Consider the following 15,782-nt stretch of genomic DNA (forward strand, 5'->3'; position numbering starts at 1 on the left):
AGTCGATCTTGTCGAACTCAACGACGGCCGAACCGAAAACTTCGGAGCAGACGCGGGTCAGAGCTGCGGTCAGAGTGGTCTTACCGTGGTCAACGTGGCCGATGGTGCCGACGTTAACGTGGGGAAGGGAACGATCAAATTTTTCTTTAGCCACGACAGTGAACCTCTTGCCTAAAGGGGATTAGCCTTGTTTTTTAACGAGTGCTTCGACGATGTTCGACGGAGCTTCGGCGTATTTGGAGAATTCCATGGAGTAGCTTGCGCGACCCTGAGACATGGAACGAACGTCGGTTGCGTAACCGAACATCTCTCCGAGCGGTACCTCAGCAGTGATTACCTTGCCGGACACCGAGTCTTCATTACCCTGGATCATCCCGCGACGACGGCTCAGGTCACCCATCACGTCACCCAGGTAGTCTTCCGGGGTTACAACTTCGACCTTCATGATCGGCTCAAGTACCACGCCACCGCCCTTCTGGGCCAGTTGCTTGGTCGCCATCGAAGCGGCGATCTTGAACGCCATTTCGTTGGAGTCGACGTCATGGTACGAACCGTCGAATACCGTGGCCTTCAGGCCGAGCAGCGGATAGCCGGCGACAACGCCGTTTTTCATCTGCTCTTCGATACCCTTCTGGATCGGGGCGATGAATTCCTTAGGAATCACGCCACCAACGACTTCGTTGGTGAACACCAGACCTTCGGTGATGTTGCCCTTCTCGTCGACGTCCGGCTCCGAGAAACGGATCCAGCAGTGACCGAACTGACCACGACCACCCGACTGACGAACGAACTTGCCTTCGATCTCGACGTTGGACTTGGTGATCTTCTCGCGGTACGAAACCTGCGGCTTGCCGACGTTGCACTCGACGTTGAACTCGCGCTTCATGCGGTCAACGAGGATGTCCAGGTGCAGCTCACCCATACCGGAGATGATGGTCTGGCCGGTTTCTTCGTCGGTCTTGACGCGGAACGACGGGTCTTCCTGGGCCAGCTTGCCCAGTGCGATACCCATCTTCTCCTGGTCAGCCTTGGTTTTCGGCTCTACGGAGAGCGAAATAACCGGCTCAGGGAAGTCCATACGCTCGAGGATGATCGGCTTGTCGGCGTTGCACAGGGTGTCACCAGTGGTGACGTCCTTCATGCCGATCAGAGCAGCGATGTCGCCAGCGCGTACTTCTTTGATCTCTTCACGCTGGTTGGCGTGCATCTGCACCATACGACCAACGCGTTCTTTCTTGCCCTTGACCGAGTTGATGACGGAGTCACCGGAGGTCAGGAAGCCCGAGTAGACGCGGACGAAGGTCAGAGTACCCACGAACGGGTCGGTGGCAATCTTGAACGCCAGGGCCGAGAACGGCGCGTCGTCGTCAGCAGGACGCTCGTCGTACTGCTCCGGAGTGACTTCATCCTTCGGCACGTCGATCAGGTCAGGGTGGATACCCTTGATCGCCGGGATTTCGGTCGGAGCAGGCAGGAAGTCGATGACGGCGTCGAGAACCAGGGGAACGCCCTTGTTCTTGAACGAGGAACCGCAGACAGCAGGAACGATCTCGCTCGCCAGGGTACGGGCGCGCAGACCAGCCTTGATGTCTTCGACGGACAGGTCACCTTCTTCAAGGTACTTGTTCATCAGCTCTTCGTTGGCTTCGGCGGCAGCCTCAACCATGTTGTTGCGCCACTCGTTGGCCAGCTCGACCATATCCGCAGGAATTTCTTCCTCACGGTAGCTGGTGCCCTTGTCGTCGTCGTTCCAGTAGATGGCTTTCATCTTGATCAGGTCAACCTGACCCTGGAAGTCATCTTCCGCACCGATAGCCAGCTGGACCGGAACCGGGGTGTGACCCAGGCGGTTCTTGATCTGGCCGACAACGCGCAGGAAGTTGGCACCGGCACGGTCCATCTTGTTCACGTAGACAACACGTGGAACGCCGTACTTGTTGGCCTGACGCCATACGGTTTCGGACTGCGGCTCAACGCCGGAGGTACCGCAGAACACAACGACCGCGCCGTCGAGTACCCGCAGCGAACGCTCTACTTCAATGGTGAAGTCAACGTGGCCGGGGGTATCGATGACGTTTACGCGGTAGTTGTCGTACTGACCACGGGAACCTTTCCAGAAGGTGGTAACGGCAGCGGAGGTAATGGTGATACCGCGCTCCTGCTCCTGCACCATCCAGTCGGTGGTCGCGGCGCCGTCGTGCACCTCGCCCATCTTGTGGCTCAGACCTGTGTAGAACAGGATCCGCTCGGTAGTGGTAGTCTTGCCCGCGTCAACGTGGGCACAGATACCGATGTTACGGTAGCGGTTAATTGCTGTAGTACGAGCCATAGAGCCCTCGCAAAAATATTGATGCTTGAATTAGAAGCGGTAGTGCGAGAACGCTTTGTTGGCCTCGGCCATACGGTGCACGTCTTCACGCTTCTTGACTGCAGCACCCTTGCCTTCGGCAGCATCCAGCAGTTCGCCGGCCAGGCGCAGAGCCATCGACTTCTCGCCGCGCTTGCGGGCGTAGTCTACGAGCCAGCGCATTGCCAGAGCGTTACGACGGGATGGACGAACTTCAACCGGAACCTGGTAAGTAGCACCGCCGACACGACGGGACTTAACTTCGACCAGCGGAGCGATGGCGTCGAGAGCTTTCTCGAAGATTTCCAGGGGGTCGCTGTTCTTGCGTGCTTTGACGGTATCCAGGGCACCGTAAACGATGCGCTCGGCTACGGCCTTCTTGCCGCTTTCCATCACGTGGTTCATGAACTTGGCGAGGATCTGGGATCCGTACTTCGGATCGTCCAGGATCTCACGTTTTGCTGCTACACGACGTCTTGGCATGATAAGCCCTCAAACGGTCTTCAGGTTAGCCCGGGACGTGGGTCTTCGACCCCTGCCCGACCTTACTCTTATCGACTCAAATAAATGGATGTCTGCAAACGGCCGATTACTTCGGACGCTTGGTACCGTACTTCGAACGACCCTGGTTACGGCCTTTGACGCCCGAAGTATCCAGAGAGCCGCGAACGGTGTGGTAACGAACACCTGGCAAGTCTTTTACACGGCCGCCACGGATCAGGACGACGCTGTGCTCTTGCAGGTTGTGGCCTTCACCACCGATGTACGAGGAAACCTCGAAACCGTTGGTCAGACGCACACGGCATACTTTACGCAGTGCCGAGTTAGGTTTTTTCGGCGTGGTGGTGTACACACGGGTGCACACGCCACGACGTTGCGGGCAGTTCTGCAGCGCAGGAACGTCGGACTTCTCGACCGAACGCTTACGCGGCTGACGTACCAGCTGGTTGATAGTTGCCATCTACTAGCTCCACTGATTGTCTTGCGACTCTATTGTCTTGCAAGAAAGCCAAAAATTGGCGAGACGGAGCCTCACCAAATTTAAGGGTACAAAAGTCTAAAGAGGATCTTGCACCCAGTCAAGACGAGGCCCCGGCCCTCCTCGCCCGGTCATCGGCAACAATTCATGTCACCGATGCCCTGGCGAGGCGTGCCGGGGCCCTGCCCTGTACTCAGTTACCGCTGGAATTCAGCGCTTCGGTCAGTGCGGCTTCCACCTCACTGGCGCTCACACGCAGCGGCTTGTCGGCATCACGGCGACGCTTGCGCTCGCTGTGGTAGGCCAGACCGGTACCGGCCGGGATCAGACGACCCACGACCACGTTCTCTTTCAGGCCGCGCAGGTAGTCACGCTTGCCGGTTACCGCCGCTTCGGTCAGTACGCGGGTGGTTTCCTGGAAGGAAGCCGCCGAGATGAACGATTCGGTGGACAGCGAGGCCTTGGTGATACCCAGCAACACGCGGGTGAACTTCGAGATGAACTTGTCTTCGCTGGCGAGACGCTCGTTCTCGACCAGTACCTGAGTCAGTTCCATCTGGTCGCCCTTGATGAAGCTGGAATCGCCGGACTCGGAAATCTCAACTTTACGCAGCATCTGACGCAGGATGGTCTCGATGTGCTTGTCGTTGATCTTCACGCCCTGCAGACGGTAAACGTCCTGGATCTCGTTGACGATGTACTTGGCCAGCGCGCTCACGCCCAGCAGACGCAGGATGTCGTGCGGATCGCTCGGGCCGTCGGAGATAACTTCGCCGCGGTTTACCTGTTCGCCTTCGAAGACGTTCAGGTGGCGCCACTTCGGAATCAGCTCTTCGTACGGATCGCTGCCATCGGTCGGGGTGATGACCAGGCGACGCTTGCCCTTGGTTTCTTTACCGAAGGCAATGGTGCCGCTGACTTCAGCCAGAATCGAGGCTTCTTTCGGACGACGCGCTTCGAACAGGTCGGCAACGCGTGGCAGACCACCGGTGATGTCACGGGTCTTCGACGTTTCTTGCGGGATACGCGCGATAACGTCACCGACGCCGATCTGGGCACCGTCAGCCACACCGACGAGGGCGTTGGCCGGCAGGAAGTACTGGGCCGGTACGTCGGTACCTGGCAGGTACAGGTCCTTGCCAGCGGCATCGACCATCTTGATCGCCGGGCGGATTTCCTTGCCTGCGGCAGGGCGATCCTTGACGTCCATCACTTCAATGTTGGTCAGGCCGGTCAGTTCGTCGGTCTGGCGCTTGATGGTGATGTTTTCTTCCATGCCCACGAAGGTCACGGTACCTTTCAGCTCGGTAACGATCGGGTGGGTGTGCGGGTCCCACTTGGCGACGATGGCGCCAGCTTCGACCTTCTCACCTTCCTTGACCGAAATCACCGCACCGTAAGGCAGCTTGTAGCGCTCACGCTCACGGCCGAATTCGTCGGCAATGGCCAGCTCGCCGGAACGCGATACGGCAACCAGGTTGCCATCGGCGCGCTCGACCTGCTTGAGGTTGTGCAGACGCACCATGCCGCCGTTCTTCACCTGGACGCTGTCGGCAGCCGAGGTACGGCTTGCAGCACCACCGATGTGGAACGTACGCATGGTCAACTGGGTACCCGGCTCACCGATCGACTGGGCGGCGATAACGCCGACAGCCTCACCGATGTTCACCTGGTGACCACGAGCCAGGTCGCGACCGTAGCACTTGGCGCAGATGCCGTAGCGGGTTTCGCAGCTGATCGGCGAACGCACGACCACTTCGTCGATGCTGTTCAGCTCGATGAACTCGACCCACTGCTCGTCGACCAGGGTACCGGCCGGAACGATGACGTCCTCGGTGCCTGGCTTGAATACGTCACGGGCAATGACACGACCCAGTACGCGCTCACCCAGCGGCTCGACAACGTCGCCGCCTTCGATGTGCGGGGTCATCAGCAGCCCCTGGTCGGTGCCGCAGTCGATCTCGGTCACCACCAGATCCTGCGCCACGTCTACCAGACGACGGGTCAGGTAACCGGAGTTCGCGGTCTTCAGTGCGGTATCCGCCAGACCCTTACGAGCACCGTGGGTCGAGATGAAGTACTGCAGTACGCTCAGACCTTCACGGAAGTTCGCGGTGATCGGCGTCTCGATGATCGAGCCGTCCGGCTTGGCCATCAGGCCACGCATACCAGCCAGCTGACGGATCTGAGCCGCGGAACCACGCGCACCGGAGTCAGCCATCATGTACATCGAGTTGAAGGACTCTTGCTCGACTTCCTTGCCCTCGCGGTCGACGACCTTCTCTTTCGAGAGGTTGGCCATCATCGCCTTGGACACTTCGTCGTTCGCCTTGGACCACAAGTCGATGACCTTGTTGTACTTCTCGCCCTGGGTTACCAGGCCGGAGGCGTACTGGCTCTCGATTTCCTTCACTTCATCGGTGGCGCTGTTGATGATGCGCGCTTTTTCATCAGGGATAACGAAGTCGTTAACACCGATGGAAACGCCGGAAATGGTCGAGTAGGCAAAGCCGGTGTACATCAACTGGTCAGCGAAGATCACGGTCTCTTTCAGACCCACCACGCGATAGCACTGGTTGATCAGCTTGGAGATCGCCTTCTTCTTCATCGACTGGTTGACGACATCGAACGGCAGGCCTGCCGGTACAACCTGGAACAGCAGCGCACGGCCGACAGTGGTGTCGACGATACGGGTGTTCTTGGTGATGCTGCCATCGCGATCCTTCACGGTTTCGTTGATACGAACCTTGATTTTCGCGTGCAGGGCGGCTTCGCCGGCGCGGAATACGCGGTCGACTTCCTGCAGGTCGGCGAACACGCGACCTTCGCCCTTGGCGTTGATGGCTTCACGGGTCATGTAGTACAGACCCAGTACAACGTCCTGCGACGGAACGATGATTGGCTCACCGTTGGCTGGCGACAGGATGTTGTTGGTCGACATCATCAGCGCGCGCGCTTCGAGCTGGGCTTCCAGGGTCAGCGGCACGTGAACGGCCATCTGGTCACCGTCGAAGTCGGCGTTGTACGCGGCGCAGACCAGCGGGTGCAGCTGGATAGCCTTACCTTCGATCAGTACCGGCTCAAAGGCCTGGATACCCAGACGGTGCAGGGTTGGCGCACGGTTGAGCAGGACGGGGTGTTCGCGGATCACCTCGGCGAGGACGTCCCACACCTCTGGCAGCTCGCGCTCGACCATCTTCTTGGCGGCCTTGATGGTGGTCGCCAGACCACGCATTTCCAGCTTGCCGAAAATGAACGGCTTGAACAGCTCGAGGGCCATCTTCTTCGGCAGACCGCACTGGTGCAGACGCAGGGTCGGGCCAACGGTAATTACCGAACGGCCGGAGTAGTCCACGCGCTTACCGAGCAAGTTCTGACGGAAACGACCTTGCTTACCTTTGATCATGTCGGCCAGCGACTTCAGCGGACGCTTGTTCGAGCCGGTGATGGCGCGACCGCGACGGCCGTTGTCGAGCAGGGCGTCGACCGCTTCCTGCAGCATGCGCTTTTCGTTGCGCACGATGATGTCCGGCGCCGACAGATCGAGCAGGCGCTTCAGACGGTTGTTACGGTTGATCACCCGACGATACAGGTCGTTCAGGTCGGAGGTCGCGAAGCGGCCGCCATCCAGCGGAACCAGCGGACGCAGGTCCGGCGGCAGCACTGGCAGGACGGTCAGGACCATCCACTCAGGCAGGTTGCCCGAGCCCTGGAAAGCTTCCATCAGCTTCAGGCGCTTGGACAGCTTCTTGATCTTGGTTTCCGAGTTGGTCTGCGGAATTTCTTCGCGCAGGCGACCGATCTCGTGCTCCAGGTCGATAGCGTGCAGCAGCTCGCGGACAGCCTCGGCACCCATGCGGGCGTCGAAGTCGTCACCGAACTCTTCCAGCGCTTCGAAGTACTGCTCGTCGTTCAGCAGCTGGCCCTTCTCGAGGGTGGTCATGCCCGGATCGATCACCACGTAGCTCTCGAAGTAGAGCACACGTTCGATATCACGCAGGGTCATGTCCATCAGCAGGCCGATACGGGACGGCAGCGACTTCAGGAACCAGATGTGGGCAACCGGCGAGGCCAGCTCGATGTGCGCCATGCGCTCACGACGAACCTTGGCCAGGGCAACTTCAACGCCGCACTTCTCGCAGATCACGCCGCGGTGCTTGAGGCGCTTGTACTTGCCGCACAGGCACTCGTAGTCCTTGACTGGGCCAAAGATCTTGGCGCAGAACAGGCCGTCACGCTCAGGCTTGAACGTACGGTAGTTGATGGTTTCCGGCTTTTTGACTTCACCGAACGACCACGAACGGATCATTTCAGGCGACGCCAGACCGATGCGGATGGCGTCGAACTCTTCGACTTGACCCTGGTTTTTCAGCAAATTCAGTAGGTCTTTCAAGGCCTTTCCTCCTGGCGGAGCAGGGAGCGGGCATTACCTGCCCCACCCCCCTTCGCGTCACGTGTTATTCGGTTTCCAGATCGATATCGATACCGAGCGAACGGATCTCTTTGATCAACACGTTGAAGGACTCGGGCATGCCCGGCTCCATACGGTGATCGCCATCCACGATGTTCTTGTACATCTTGGTACGGCCGTTCACGTCGTCCGACTTCACTGTGAGCATTTCTTGCAGGGTGTATGCCGCGCCGTATGCTTCCAGCGCCCACACTTCCATCTCCCCGAAACGCTGACCACCGAACTGCGCCTTACCACCCAGCGGCTGCTGGGTAACCAGGCTGTAGGAACCAGTGGAACGCGCGTGCATCTTGTCGTCCACCAAGTGGTTCAGCTTGAGCATGTACATGTAACCAACGGTCACAGGACGCTCGAACTTGTTGCCGGTACGGCCGTCGAACAGCACCATCTGGCCGCTTTCTGGCAGGTCTGCCAGTTTCAGCATGGCCTTGATCTCACGCTCCTTGGCACCGTCGAAGACTGGGGTGGCCATCGGCACGCCTTTCTTCAGGTTGTTCGCCAGGGCGATGATCTCTTCGTCGGTGAACTCTTCCAAGTTCTCCTGACGACCACCGATCTCGTTGTAGATCTCGGTGAGGAAGGTACGCAGCTCAGCGGCTTTACGCTGCTCTTCGATCATGCGGTCGATCTTCTCGCCCAACCCCTTGGCCGCGAGGCCCAGGTGGGTTTCAAGGATCTGACCGACGTTCATACGCGAAGGTACGCCCAGCGGGTTCAGTACGACGTCGACCGGAGTACCGTTGGCGTCGTGCGGCATGTCTTCGACCGGCATGATCACCGAGACGACACCCTTGTTACCGTGACGACCGGCCATCTTGTCACCCGGCTGGATGCGACGGCGGATTGCCAGGTAGACCTTGACGATCTTCAGTACGCCTGGAGCCAGGTCATCGCCCTGCTGCAGCTTGCGCTTCTTGTCTTCGAACTTGTCGTCCAGCAGGCGGCGGCGGTCGACGATGTACTGCTGAGCCTTTTCCAGCTGCTCGTTCAGTGCATCTTCGGCCATGCGCAGCTTGAACCACTGGCCGTGCTCCAGACCGTTCAGCACGTCGTCGCTGATCACGGTGCCTTTCTTCAGGCCCGCGCCACCGTCGACCACCTGGCCGTTCAGGGCGGAACGCAGACGCTCGAAGGTTGCGCCTTCGACGATACGGAACTCTTCGTTGAGGTCCTTGCGGATCTCGTCCAGCTGCATCTTCTCGATGGCCAGGGCACGGCTGTCGCGCTCGACGCCATCACGGGTGAAGACCTGTACGTCGATGACGGTACCCTTGGTGCCAGTCGGCACGCGCAGGGAGGTGTCCTTAACGTCGCTGGCCTTCTCACCGAAGATCGCGCGCAGCAGTTTTTCTTCTGGAGTCAGCTGGGTTTCGCCTTTTGGCGTGACCTTGCCGACCAGAATGTCGCCAGCGCCGACTTCGGCACCCACGTAGACGATACCGGCTTCGTCCAGCTTGTTCAGCGCAGCCTCACCGACGTTCGGGATGTCCGCGGTGATTTCCTCTGGGCCAAGCTTGGTATCACGGGCCACACAGGTCAGTTCCTGGATGTGGATCGTGGTGAAGCGGTCTTCCTGAACCACACGCTCGGACAGGCAGATGGAGTCTTCGAAGTTGAAGCCGTTCCACGCCATGAACGCGATGCGCATGTTCTGACCCAGTGCCAGTTCACCCATGTCGGTGGACGGGCCGTCGGCCATGATGTCGCTACGCTGAACCTTGTCACCCTTGCTCACCAGCGGACGCTGGTTGATGCAGGTGTTCTGGTTGGAGCGGGTGTACTTGGTCAGGTTGTAGATGTCCACACCGGCTTCACCGGTCTCGACTTCGTCGTCATTGACGCGAACGACGATACGGCTGGCGTCGACCGAATCGATCACACCACCACGGCGAGCAACCACGCAGACACCGGAGTCACGGGCAACGTTGCGCTCCATGCCGGTACCTACCAGCGGCTTGTCGGCGCGCAGGGTCGGTACAGCCTGACGCTGCATGTTCGAACCCATCAATGCACGGTTGGCGTCGTCGTGCTCGAGGAACGGAATCAGCGAGGCAGCGACGGAAACAACCTGCTTCGGCGAAACGTCCATCAGGGTGACGTCTTCCGGCGCCTTGACGGTGAATTCGTTCAGGTGACGAACAGCTACCAACTCGTCGATCAGTTGCTTCTTGTCGTTCATCGCGGCCGAAGCCTGGGCGATCACGTGATCGGCCTCTTCGATGGCGGACAGGAACACGATGTCGTCGCTGACCACGCCTTCCTTCACCACGCGGTACGGGCTTTCCAGGAAGCCATACTGGTTGGTGCGGGCATAGGCGGCCAGGGAGTTGATCAGACCAATGTTCGGACCTTCAGGAGTCTCGATCGGGCACACACGGCCGTAGTGGGTCGGGTGTACGTCACGGACTTCGAAGCCGGCGCGCTCACGGGTCAGACCACCAGGGCCGAGCGCGGAGACACGGCGCTTGTGGGTGATCTCGGAGAGCGGGTTGTTCTGGTCCATGAACTGCGAGAGCTGGCTGGAACCGAAGAACTCTTTCACCGCGGCCGCAACCGGCTTGGCGTTGATCAGGTCCTGCGGCATCAGGCCTTCGCTTTCGGCCATCGACAGACGTTCCTTGACCGCGCGCTCGACACGCACCAGGCCAACGCGGAACTGGTTCTCGGCCATCTCGCCAACGCAACGCACGCGACGGTTACCCAGGTGGTCGATGTCGTCGACGATGCCTTTGCCGTTACGGATATCGACCAGGGTCTTGAGGACCTCGACGATGTCTTCCTTGCTCAGCACGCCCGAACCTTCGATCTCGGTACGACCGATACGACGATTGAACTTCATGCGGCCAACGGCGGACAGGTCGTAACGCTCGGCGCTGAAGAACAGGTTGTTGAACAGGGTCTCGGCGGCGTCCTTGGTTGGCGGCTCGCCTGGACGCATCATGCGGTAGATCTCGACCAAGGCTTCCAGCTGGTTGCTGGTGGTGTCGATCTTCAGGGTATCCGAGATGAACGGACCGCAGTCGATGTCGTTGGTGTACAGGGTCTCGATGCGGACAACCTGAGCCTTGGCGATCTTGATCAGCAGATCGGTGGTCAGCTCGGTGTTGCACTCGGCCAGGATCTCGCCGGTGGCCGGATGCACGATGGCCTTGGCGGTGGTACGGCCCAGCACGTACTCCATCGGCACGTCGAGCTCTTTCACGCCAGCCTTTTCCAGCTGGTTGATGTGGCGCGCGGTAATACGGCGGCCTTGCTCGACGATGACCTTGCCGCTGCCGTCATGGATGTCCATGACCGCGACTTCACCACGCAGACGCTGCGGCACCAGCTCCAGGCTCAGTTTCTCGCCGGAGATGTGGAAGACGTTGGTGGTGTAGAAGGTGTTCAGCACTTCTTCAGTGCTGTAGCCCAGGGCGCGCAGCAGTACCGAGGCCGGCAGTTTGCGGCGACGGTCGATACGCACGAACACGCAGTCCTTCGGGTCGAACTCGAAGTCCAGCCAGGAACCGCGGTAAGGGATGATGCGAGCGGAGTACAGCAGCTTGCCCGAGCTGTGGGTCTTGCCACGGTCGTGGTCGAAGAACACACCCGGCGAGCGGTGCAGCTGAGACACGATCACACGCTCGGTACCGTTGATAACGAAGGTACCGTTCTCAGTCATCAGGGGGATTTCACCCATGTAGACTTCTTGCTCTTTGATGTCCTTGATCGCTTTGTTCGACGATTCCTTGTCGAAGATGATCAGGCGCACCTTCACACGCAGCGGGACCGCGAAGGTCACACCACGCAGGACACATTCCTTCACATCGAACGCCGGCTCGCCCAGGCGATAGCCGACGTACTCCAGGGCAGCATTGCCGGAGTAGCTGATGATCGGGAATACCGATTTGAAGGCCGCATGCAGGCCGACGTCGCGGAACTGGTCCTTGGATGCTCCCGCCTGCAGGAATTCGCGATACGAATCCAGCTGGATGGCCAGGAGGTAAGGCACATCCATGACGTCCGGCAACTTGCTAAAGTCCTTGCGGATACGTTTTTTCTCAGTGTATGAGTAAGCCATCAGCATTCCCCAGCTTGGTCACCTGCTTGTTTGGCATCTCCCGGCGGGAGCAGCCGAAAATCGTGCAAACCCCTTGGTTTGCGCCACCCTCATTGGGTGTCTTGCAGCTCGTTATCGGGGCCGACCTGATCGGCCACCAATAACGGAAAAAGGCCGGTGGCATAAGCCACCAGCCATCAGCCCTTCGCTTAACGCTCGGACTGTTGTCGCAAAGTCGAAATTACTTCAGCTCGACTTTAGCGCCAGCTTCTTCCAGCTTCTTCTTCGCGTCTTCAGCGGCTTCTTTCGAAACGCCTTCAGCGATAACCTGAGGAGCGCCGTCGACTTTCTCTTTGGCTTCTTTCAGGCCCAGACCGGTCAGTTCACGAACGGCCTTGATCACGTTGACTTTCTTGTCGCCAGCTTCGGTCAGAACGACGTTGAACTCGGTCTGCTCTTCGGCAGCGGCAGCAGCGCCAGCAGCTGGGCCAGCGGCAACAGCGGCAGCAGCGGTAACGCCGAAGGTTTCTTCCATCGCCTTGATCAGTTCAACAATTTCCAGAACGGTTTTCTGGCCGATCGCTTCGATGATTTGCTCGTTAGTCAGAGACATGACTTAAATCCTGTATTGGGGTGACAGCCTACGCAGCCATCAAATTAAACGTATGATTTTGAAAGAGTTGCGCGGGCCTTAGGCAGCAGCAGCTTCTTTCTGGTCGCGCAGAGCAGCCAGGGTACGAGCCAGCTTGCTGGTTGCACCTTGGATCACGCTCATCAGCTGTGCGATAGCCTCGTCGCGAGTTGGCAGGGTTGCCAGCACGTCGATCTGGTTAGCGGCAAGGAACTTGCCGTCGAACGCAGCTGCCTTGATCTCGAACTTGTCCTGACCCTTGGCGAACTCTTTGAACAGACGAGCAGCAGCGCCCGGGTGTTCGTTGGAGAAAGCAATCAGGGTCGGGCCTTTGAACGCGTCGTTGAGGATCGAGTACTCGGTGCCTTCAACAGCGCGCTTGAGCAGGGTGTTACGTACGACACGCACGTATACGCCAGCTTCGCGGGCCTCTTTACGGAGTCCGGTCATTGCGCCTACAGTCACACCACGGGCATCGGCCACGACAGCGGACAGAGCGACTTTGGCAGCCTCGTTGACTTCAGCGACGATGGCCTTCTTGTCTTCGAGTTTAATTGCCACGGGTTTACTCCTGGTTTCTACCGTTTCATCTGGCCGAGGCCGGATGTCGTTTTGGTGTCTGATTCGTAAACGAATCGGGAGCACCATCTGCGTAGGCTTGTGGTTTAAGGCTTGCGCCGCCTACGGTCTTGGATAGCCCCCGCCAGGCAGGGACCCCAATCTAGTAAGCCGCTGCGACCAGGTCGCAGCGGCCGCATATTACACGTTCAGCGAGCTCTGATCGATGATCAGACCTGGGCCCATGGTGGTGCTCAGGGTAACGCGCTTGACGTAGATACCTTTCGAGGAAGCTGGCTTGATACGCTTCAGATCAGCGATCAGGGCTTCAACGTTTTCCTTCAGCTTGCCAGCCTCAAAGCCGATCTTGCCAACGGAGGTATGGATAATACCGTTCTTGTCGGTACGGTAGCGAACCTGACCAGCCTTGGCGTTTTTCACGGCAGTGGCTACGTCTGGGGTCACGGTACCGACTTTCGGGTTAGGCATCAGGCCGCGAGGACCCAGGACCTGACCCAGCTGACCTACAACGCGCATGGCATCAGGCGATGCGATGACGACGTCATAGTTCAGGTCGCCGCCTTTCATTTCGGCAGCCAGATCGTCCATGCCTACGCGGTCGGCGCCGGCAGCCAGAGCAGCTTCAGCAGCTGGGCCCTGGGTGAAGACGGCAACGCGGACGGTCTTGCCAGTGCCGTGCGGCAGCACGGTAGCGCTACGAACGACCTGGTCGGATTTACGCGGATCAACGCCGAGGTTGACAGCGATGTCGTAGGATTCTACGAACTTGGCAGCCGGCAGCGAAGCCAGCAGGGTTGCTGCTTCTTCGAAGTTGTAGGCCTTGCCTGCTTCGATTTTCTCGGCGATAGCCTTTTGGCGCTTGGTCAGCTTAGCCATTACACACCCTCCACGTTCAGGCCCATGCTACGGGCAGAGCCGGCGATGGTGCGCACAGCAGCATCCAGGTCAGCGGCAGTCAGATCGGCCTGTTTGGTCTTGGCGATCTCTTCCAGCTGAGCACGGGTAACGGTACCGACCTTGACGGTGTTCGGGCGAGCCGAACCGCTGGTCAGGCCAGCAGCTTTCTTCAGCAGAACCGAGGCAGGGGTGCTCTTGGTCTCGAAGGTGAAGCTACGGTCGCTGTATACAGTGATGATCACTGGAGTCGGCAGACCTGGCTCTTGACCCTGAGTACGGGCGTTGAAGGCCTTGCAGAATTCCATGATGTTCACACCGTGTTGACCCAGTGCTGGACCAACGGGTGGGCTTGGGTTGGCCTGGCCGGCCTTTACTTGCAGCTTGATGTAAGCCTGAATCTTCTTAGCCATGAGCTACTCCAAAATCGGGTACAAGCGCCAGATGGCTCCCCGTATGACTTGCGTTTTATCCCAGTGACGACAAAACCCCGCAGCACATAGGGCTGCGGGGTATGGGATGCTTCGTTCTGCTAGACCTTTTCGACCTGGCTGAACTCGAGCTCCACCGGGGTGGAGCGACCGAAAATGAGCACTGCAACCTGCAGGCGACTCTTCTCGTAGTTAACTTCTTCGACACTGCCATTGAAATCAGCGAAGGGACCGTCAATGACGCGAACCACTTCACCCGGTTCGAACAGCGTCTTCGGCTTCGGCTTGTCACTACCGTCGGCAACGCGACGCAGGATGGCCTCAGCCTCTTTATCGGTGATCGGCGCAGGCTTGTCTGCGGTACCACCAATGAAACCCATGACCCGAGGGGTATCCTTGACAAGGTGCCAAGTCCCTTCGTTCATTTCCATCTGGACCAATACATAGCCCGGGAAGAACTTGCGCTCGCTCTTGCGCTTCTGGCCGTTGCGCATTTCGACGACTTCTTCGGTCGGGACCAGGATCTCGCCGAATTCGTCTTCCATGCCAGCCAGCTTGACACGCTCGATCAGGGAGCGCATGACATGCTTCTCGTAACCCGAGTAAGCATGAACAACATACCAACGCTTAGCCACGAGACACCCTTAGCCAACGATCAAGGAGACCAACCAGCCGAGCAGGGAATCAAGACCCCACAGCAGCAACGCCATGACCAGAACAACAGCCACGACAATCAGCGTGGTCTGCGTGGTTTCTTGGCGGGTTGGCCACACGACTTTACGAATCTCGGTACGAGCTTCCTTCGCCAGCGCAAAGAACGACTTACCCTTGGCGGTCTGCAAGGCAACGAAGCCAGCGACAGCAGCCAAAGCAAGCAAGACGAGCACGCGATACAGGATCGGAGAGGCGGAGTAATACTGATTACCCACTACACCAACGACTACCAATGCGACAACAGCGAGCCACTTGAACAGATCAAAACGCGATTCTTGGGCTTCAGTTTTGGGAGTCATCGAGGAGGATCCTGTGAGAAGAAAGCCAATCACACCGAGGTGAATGGCAGGTCAGGAGGGAATCGAACCCCCAACCTACGGTTTTGGAGACCGTCGCTCTGCCAATTGAGCTACTGACCTTTAACACTGTACCAGGCCGGCCATTATACCGGCCTGGTCATTTAAATCAACTACTTATTCAATAATTTTTGCTACGACGCCGGCGCCGACGGTACGACCGCCTTCACGGATGGCGAAACGCAGACCGTCTTCCATTGCGATGGTCTTGATCAGGGTGACAGTCATCTGAATATTGTCACCTGGCATTACCATTTCAACGCCTTCCGGCAGTTCGCAGTTACCAGTCACGTCAGTGGTACGGAAGTAGAACTGAGGACGGTAGCCTTTGAAGAACGGAG

The 15,782-nt window shown here is 58.7% G+C and carries 13 protein-coding genes and 1 tRNA gene; all 14 read right to left on the reverse strand.

Annotated features, from left to right (window positions below):
• Positions 1 to 154: GTP-binding protein (locus ACODS5_RS23915; RefSeq protein ID WP_489109821.1), on the reverse strand; the 154-nt coding region annotated here is incomplete at its 3' end.
• Between the two features lie 27 nt (positions 155 to 181).
• Positions 182 to 2,329 carry an elongation factor G gene (gene fusA / locus ACODS5_RS23920; RefSeq protein ID WP_489109819.1) on the reverse strand — a complete coding sequence of 716 codons (2,148 nt, stop codon included), beginning with the start codon at positions 2,327 to 2,329 and terminating at the stop codon, positions 182 to 184.
• A gap of 30 nt (positions 2,330 to 2,359) precedes the next feature.
• Positions 2,360 to 2,830, reverse strand: coding sequence for a 30S ribosomal protein S7 (gene rpsG, locus ACODS5_RS23925; RefSeq protein WP_003246741.1), 471 nt, complete (start codon positions 2,828 to 2,830; stop codon positions 2,360 to 2,362).
• Positions 2,831 to 2,936: 106 nt separating this feature from the next.
• Positions 2,937 to 3,308: a 30S ribosomal protein S12 gene (rpsL, locus tag ACODS5_RS23930; protein ID WP_003255492.1), complete on the reverse strand. Its 372-nt coding sequence runs from the start codon at positions 3,306 to 3,308 to the stop codon at positions 2,937 to 2,939.
• A 211-nt stretch (positions 3,309 to 3,519) separates the two neighbouring features.
• Positions 3,520 to 7,719 (reverse strand): DNA-directed RNA polymerase subunit beta', encoded by a 4,200-nt coding sequence (rpoC, locus tag ACODS5_RS23935; protein ID WP_134693397.1) that lies wholly within the window; start codon positions 7,717 to 7,719, stop codon positions 3,520 to 3,522.
• 64 nt (positions 7,720 to 7,783) lie between these two features.
• Positions 7,784 to 11,857 carry a DNA-directed RNA polymerase subunit beta gene (gene rpoB, locus ACODS5_RS23940; RefSeq protein ID WP_134693396.1) on the reverse strand — a complete coding sequence of 1,358 codons (4,074 nt, stop codon included), beginning with the start codon at positions 11,855 to 11,857 and terminating at the stop codon, positions 7,784 to 7,786.
• A gap of 220 nt (positions 11,858 to 12,077) precedes the next feature.
• A complete protein-coding gene (rplL, locus tag ACODS5_RS23945) occupies positions 12,078 to 12,449 on the reverse strand; it encodes a 50S ribosomal protein L7/L12 (protein WP_133330037.1) in 372 nt (123 codons plus the stop codon).
• A gap of 78 nt (positions 12,450 to 12,527) precedes the next feature.
• Complete coding sequence (rplJ, locus tag ACODS5_RS23950; protein WP_043215352.1) at positions 12,528 to 13,028, reverse strand: 50S ribosomal protein L10; 501 nt, start codon at positions 13,026 to 13,028, stop codon at positions 12,528 to 12,530.
• A 198-nt stretch (positions 13,029 to 13,226) separates the two neighbouring features.
• The gene (gene rplA / locus ACODS5_RS23955) at positions 13,227 to 13,922 is read right to left on the reverse strand and encodes a 50S ribosomal protein L1 (RefSeq protein ID WP_028692260.1); all 696 of its coding nucleotides are present in this window, start codon (positions 13,920 to 13,922) and stop codon (positions 13,227 to 13,229) included.
• Positions 13,922 to 14,353, reverse strand: coding sequence for a 50S ribosomal protein L11 (gene rplK / locus ACODS5_RS23960; RefSeq protein ID WP_070094635.1), 432 nt, complete (start codon positions 14,351 to 14,353; stop codon positions 13,922 to 13,924). Before rplK ends, rplA begins: the two co-directional genes overlap by 1 nt.
• Positions 14,354 to 14,472: 119 nt before the next feature.
• A complete protein-coding gene (gene nusG, locus ACODS5_RS23965) occupies positions 14,473 to 15,006 on the reverse strand; it encodes a transcription termination/antitermination protein NusG (RefSeq protein WP_011531880.1) in 534 nt (177 codons plus the stop codon).
• A 9-nt stretch (positions 15,007 to 15,015) separates the two neighbouring features.
• Positions 15,016 to 15,384, reverse strand: coding sequence for a preprotein translocase subunit SecE (gene secE, locus ACODS5_RS23970; protein ID WP_011531879.1), 369 nt, complete (start codon positions 15,382 to 15,384; stop codon positions 15,016 to 15,018).
• Between the two features lie 44 nt (positions 15,385 to 15,428).
• Positions 15,429 to 15,504: transfer RNA gene (locus ACODS5_RS23975), tRNA-Trp, on the reverse strand.
• Between the two features lie 54 nt (positions 15,505 to 15,558).
• Positions 15,559 to 15,782, reverse strand: a 224-nt coding sequence (locus ACODS5_RS23980) for an EF-Tu C-terminal domain-related protein (RefSeq protein ID WP_489109820.1), incomplete at its 5' end; no start/stop codon positions are given.

Source organism: Pseudomonas sp. FG47, from assembly GCF_057809115.1.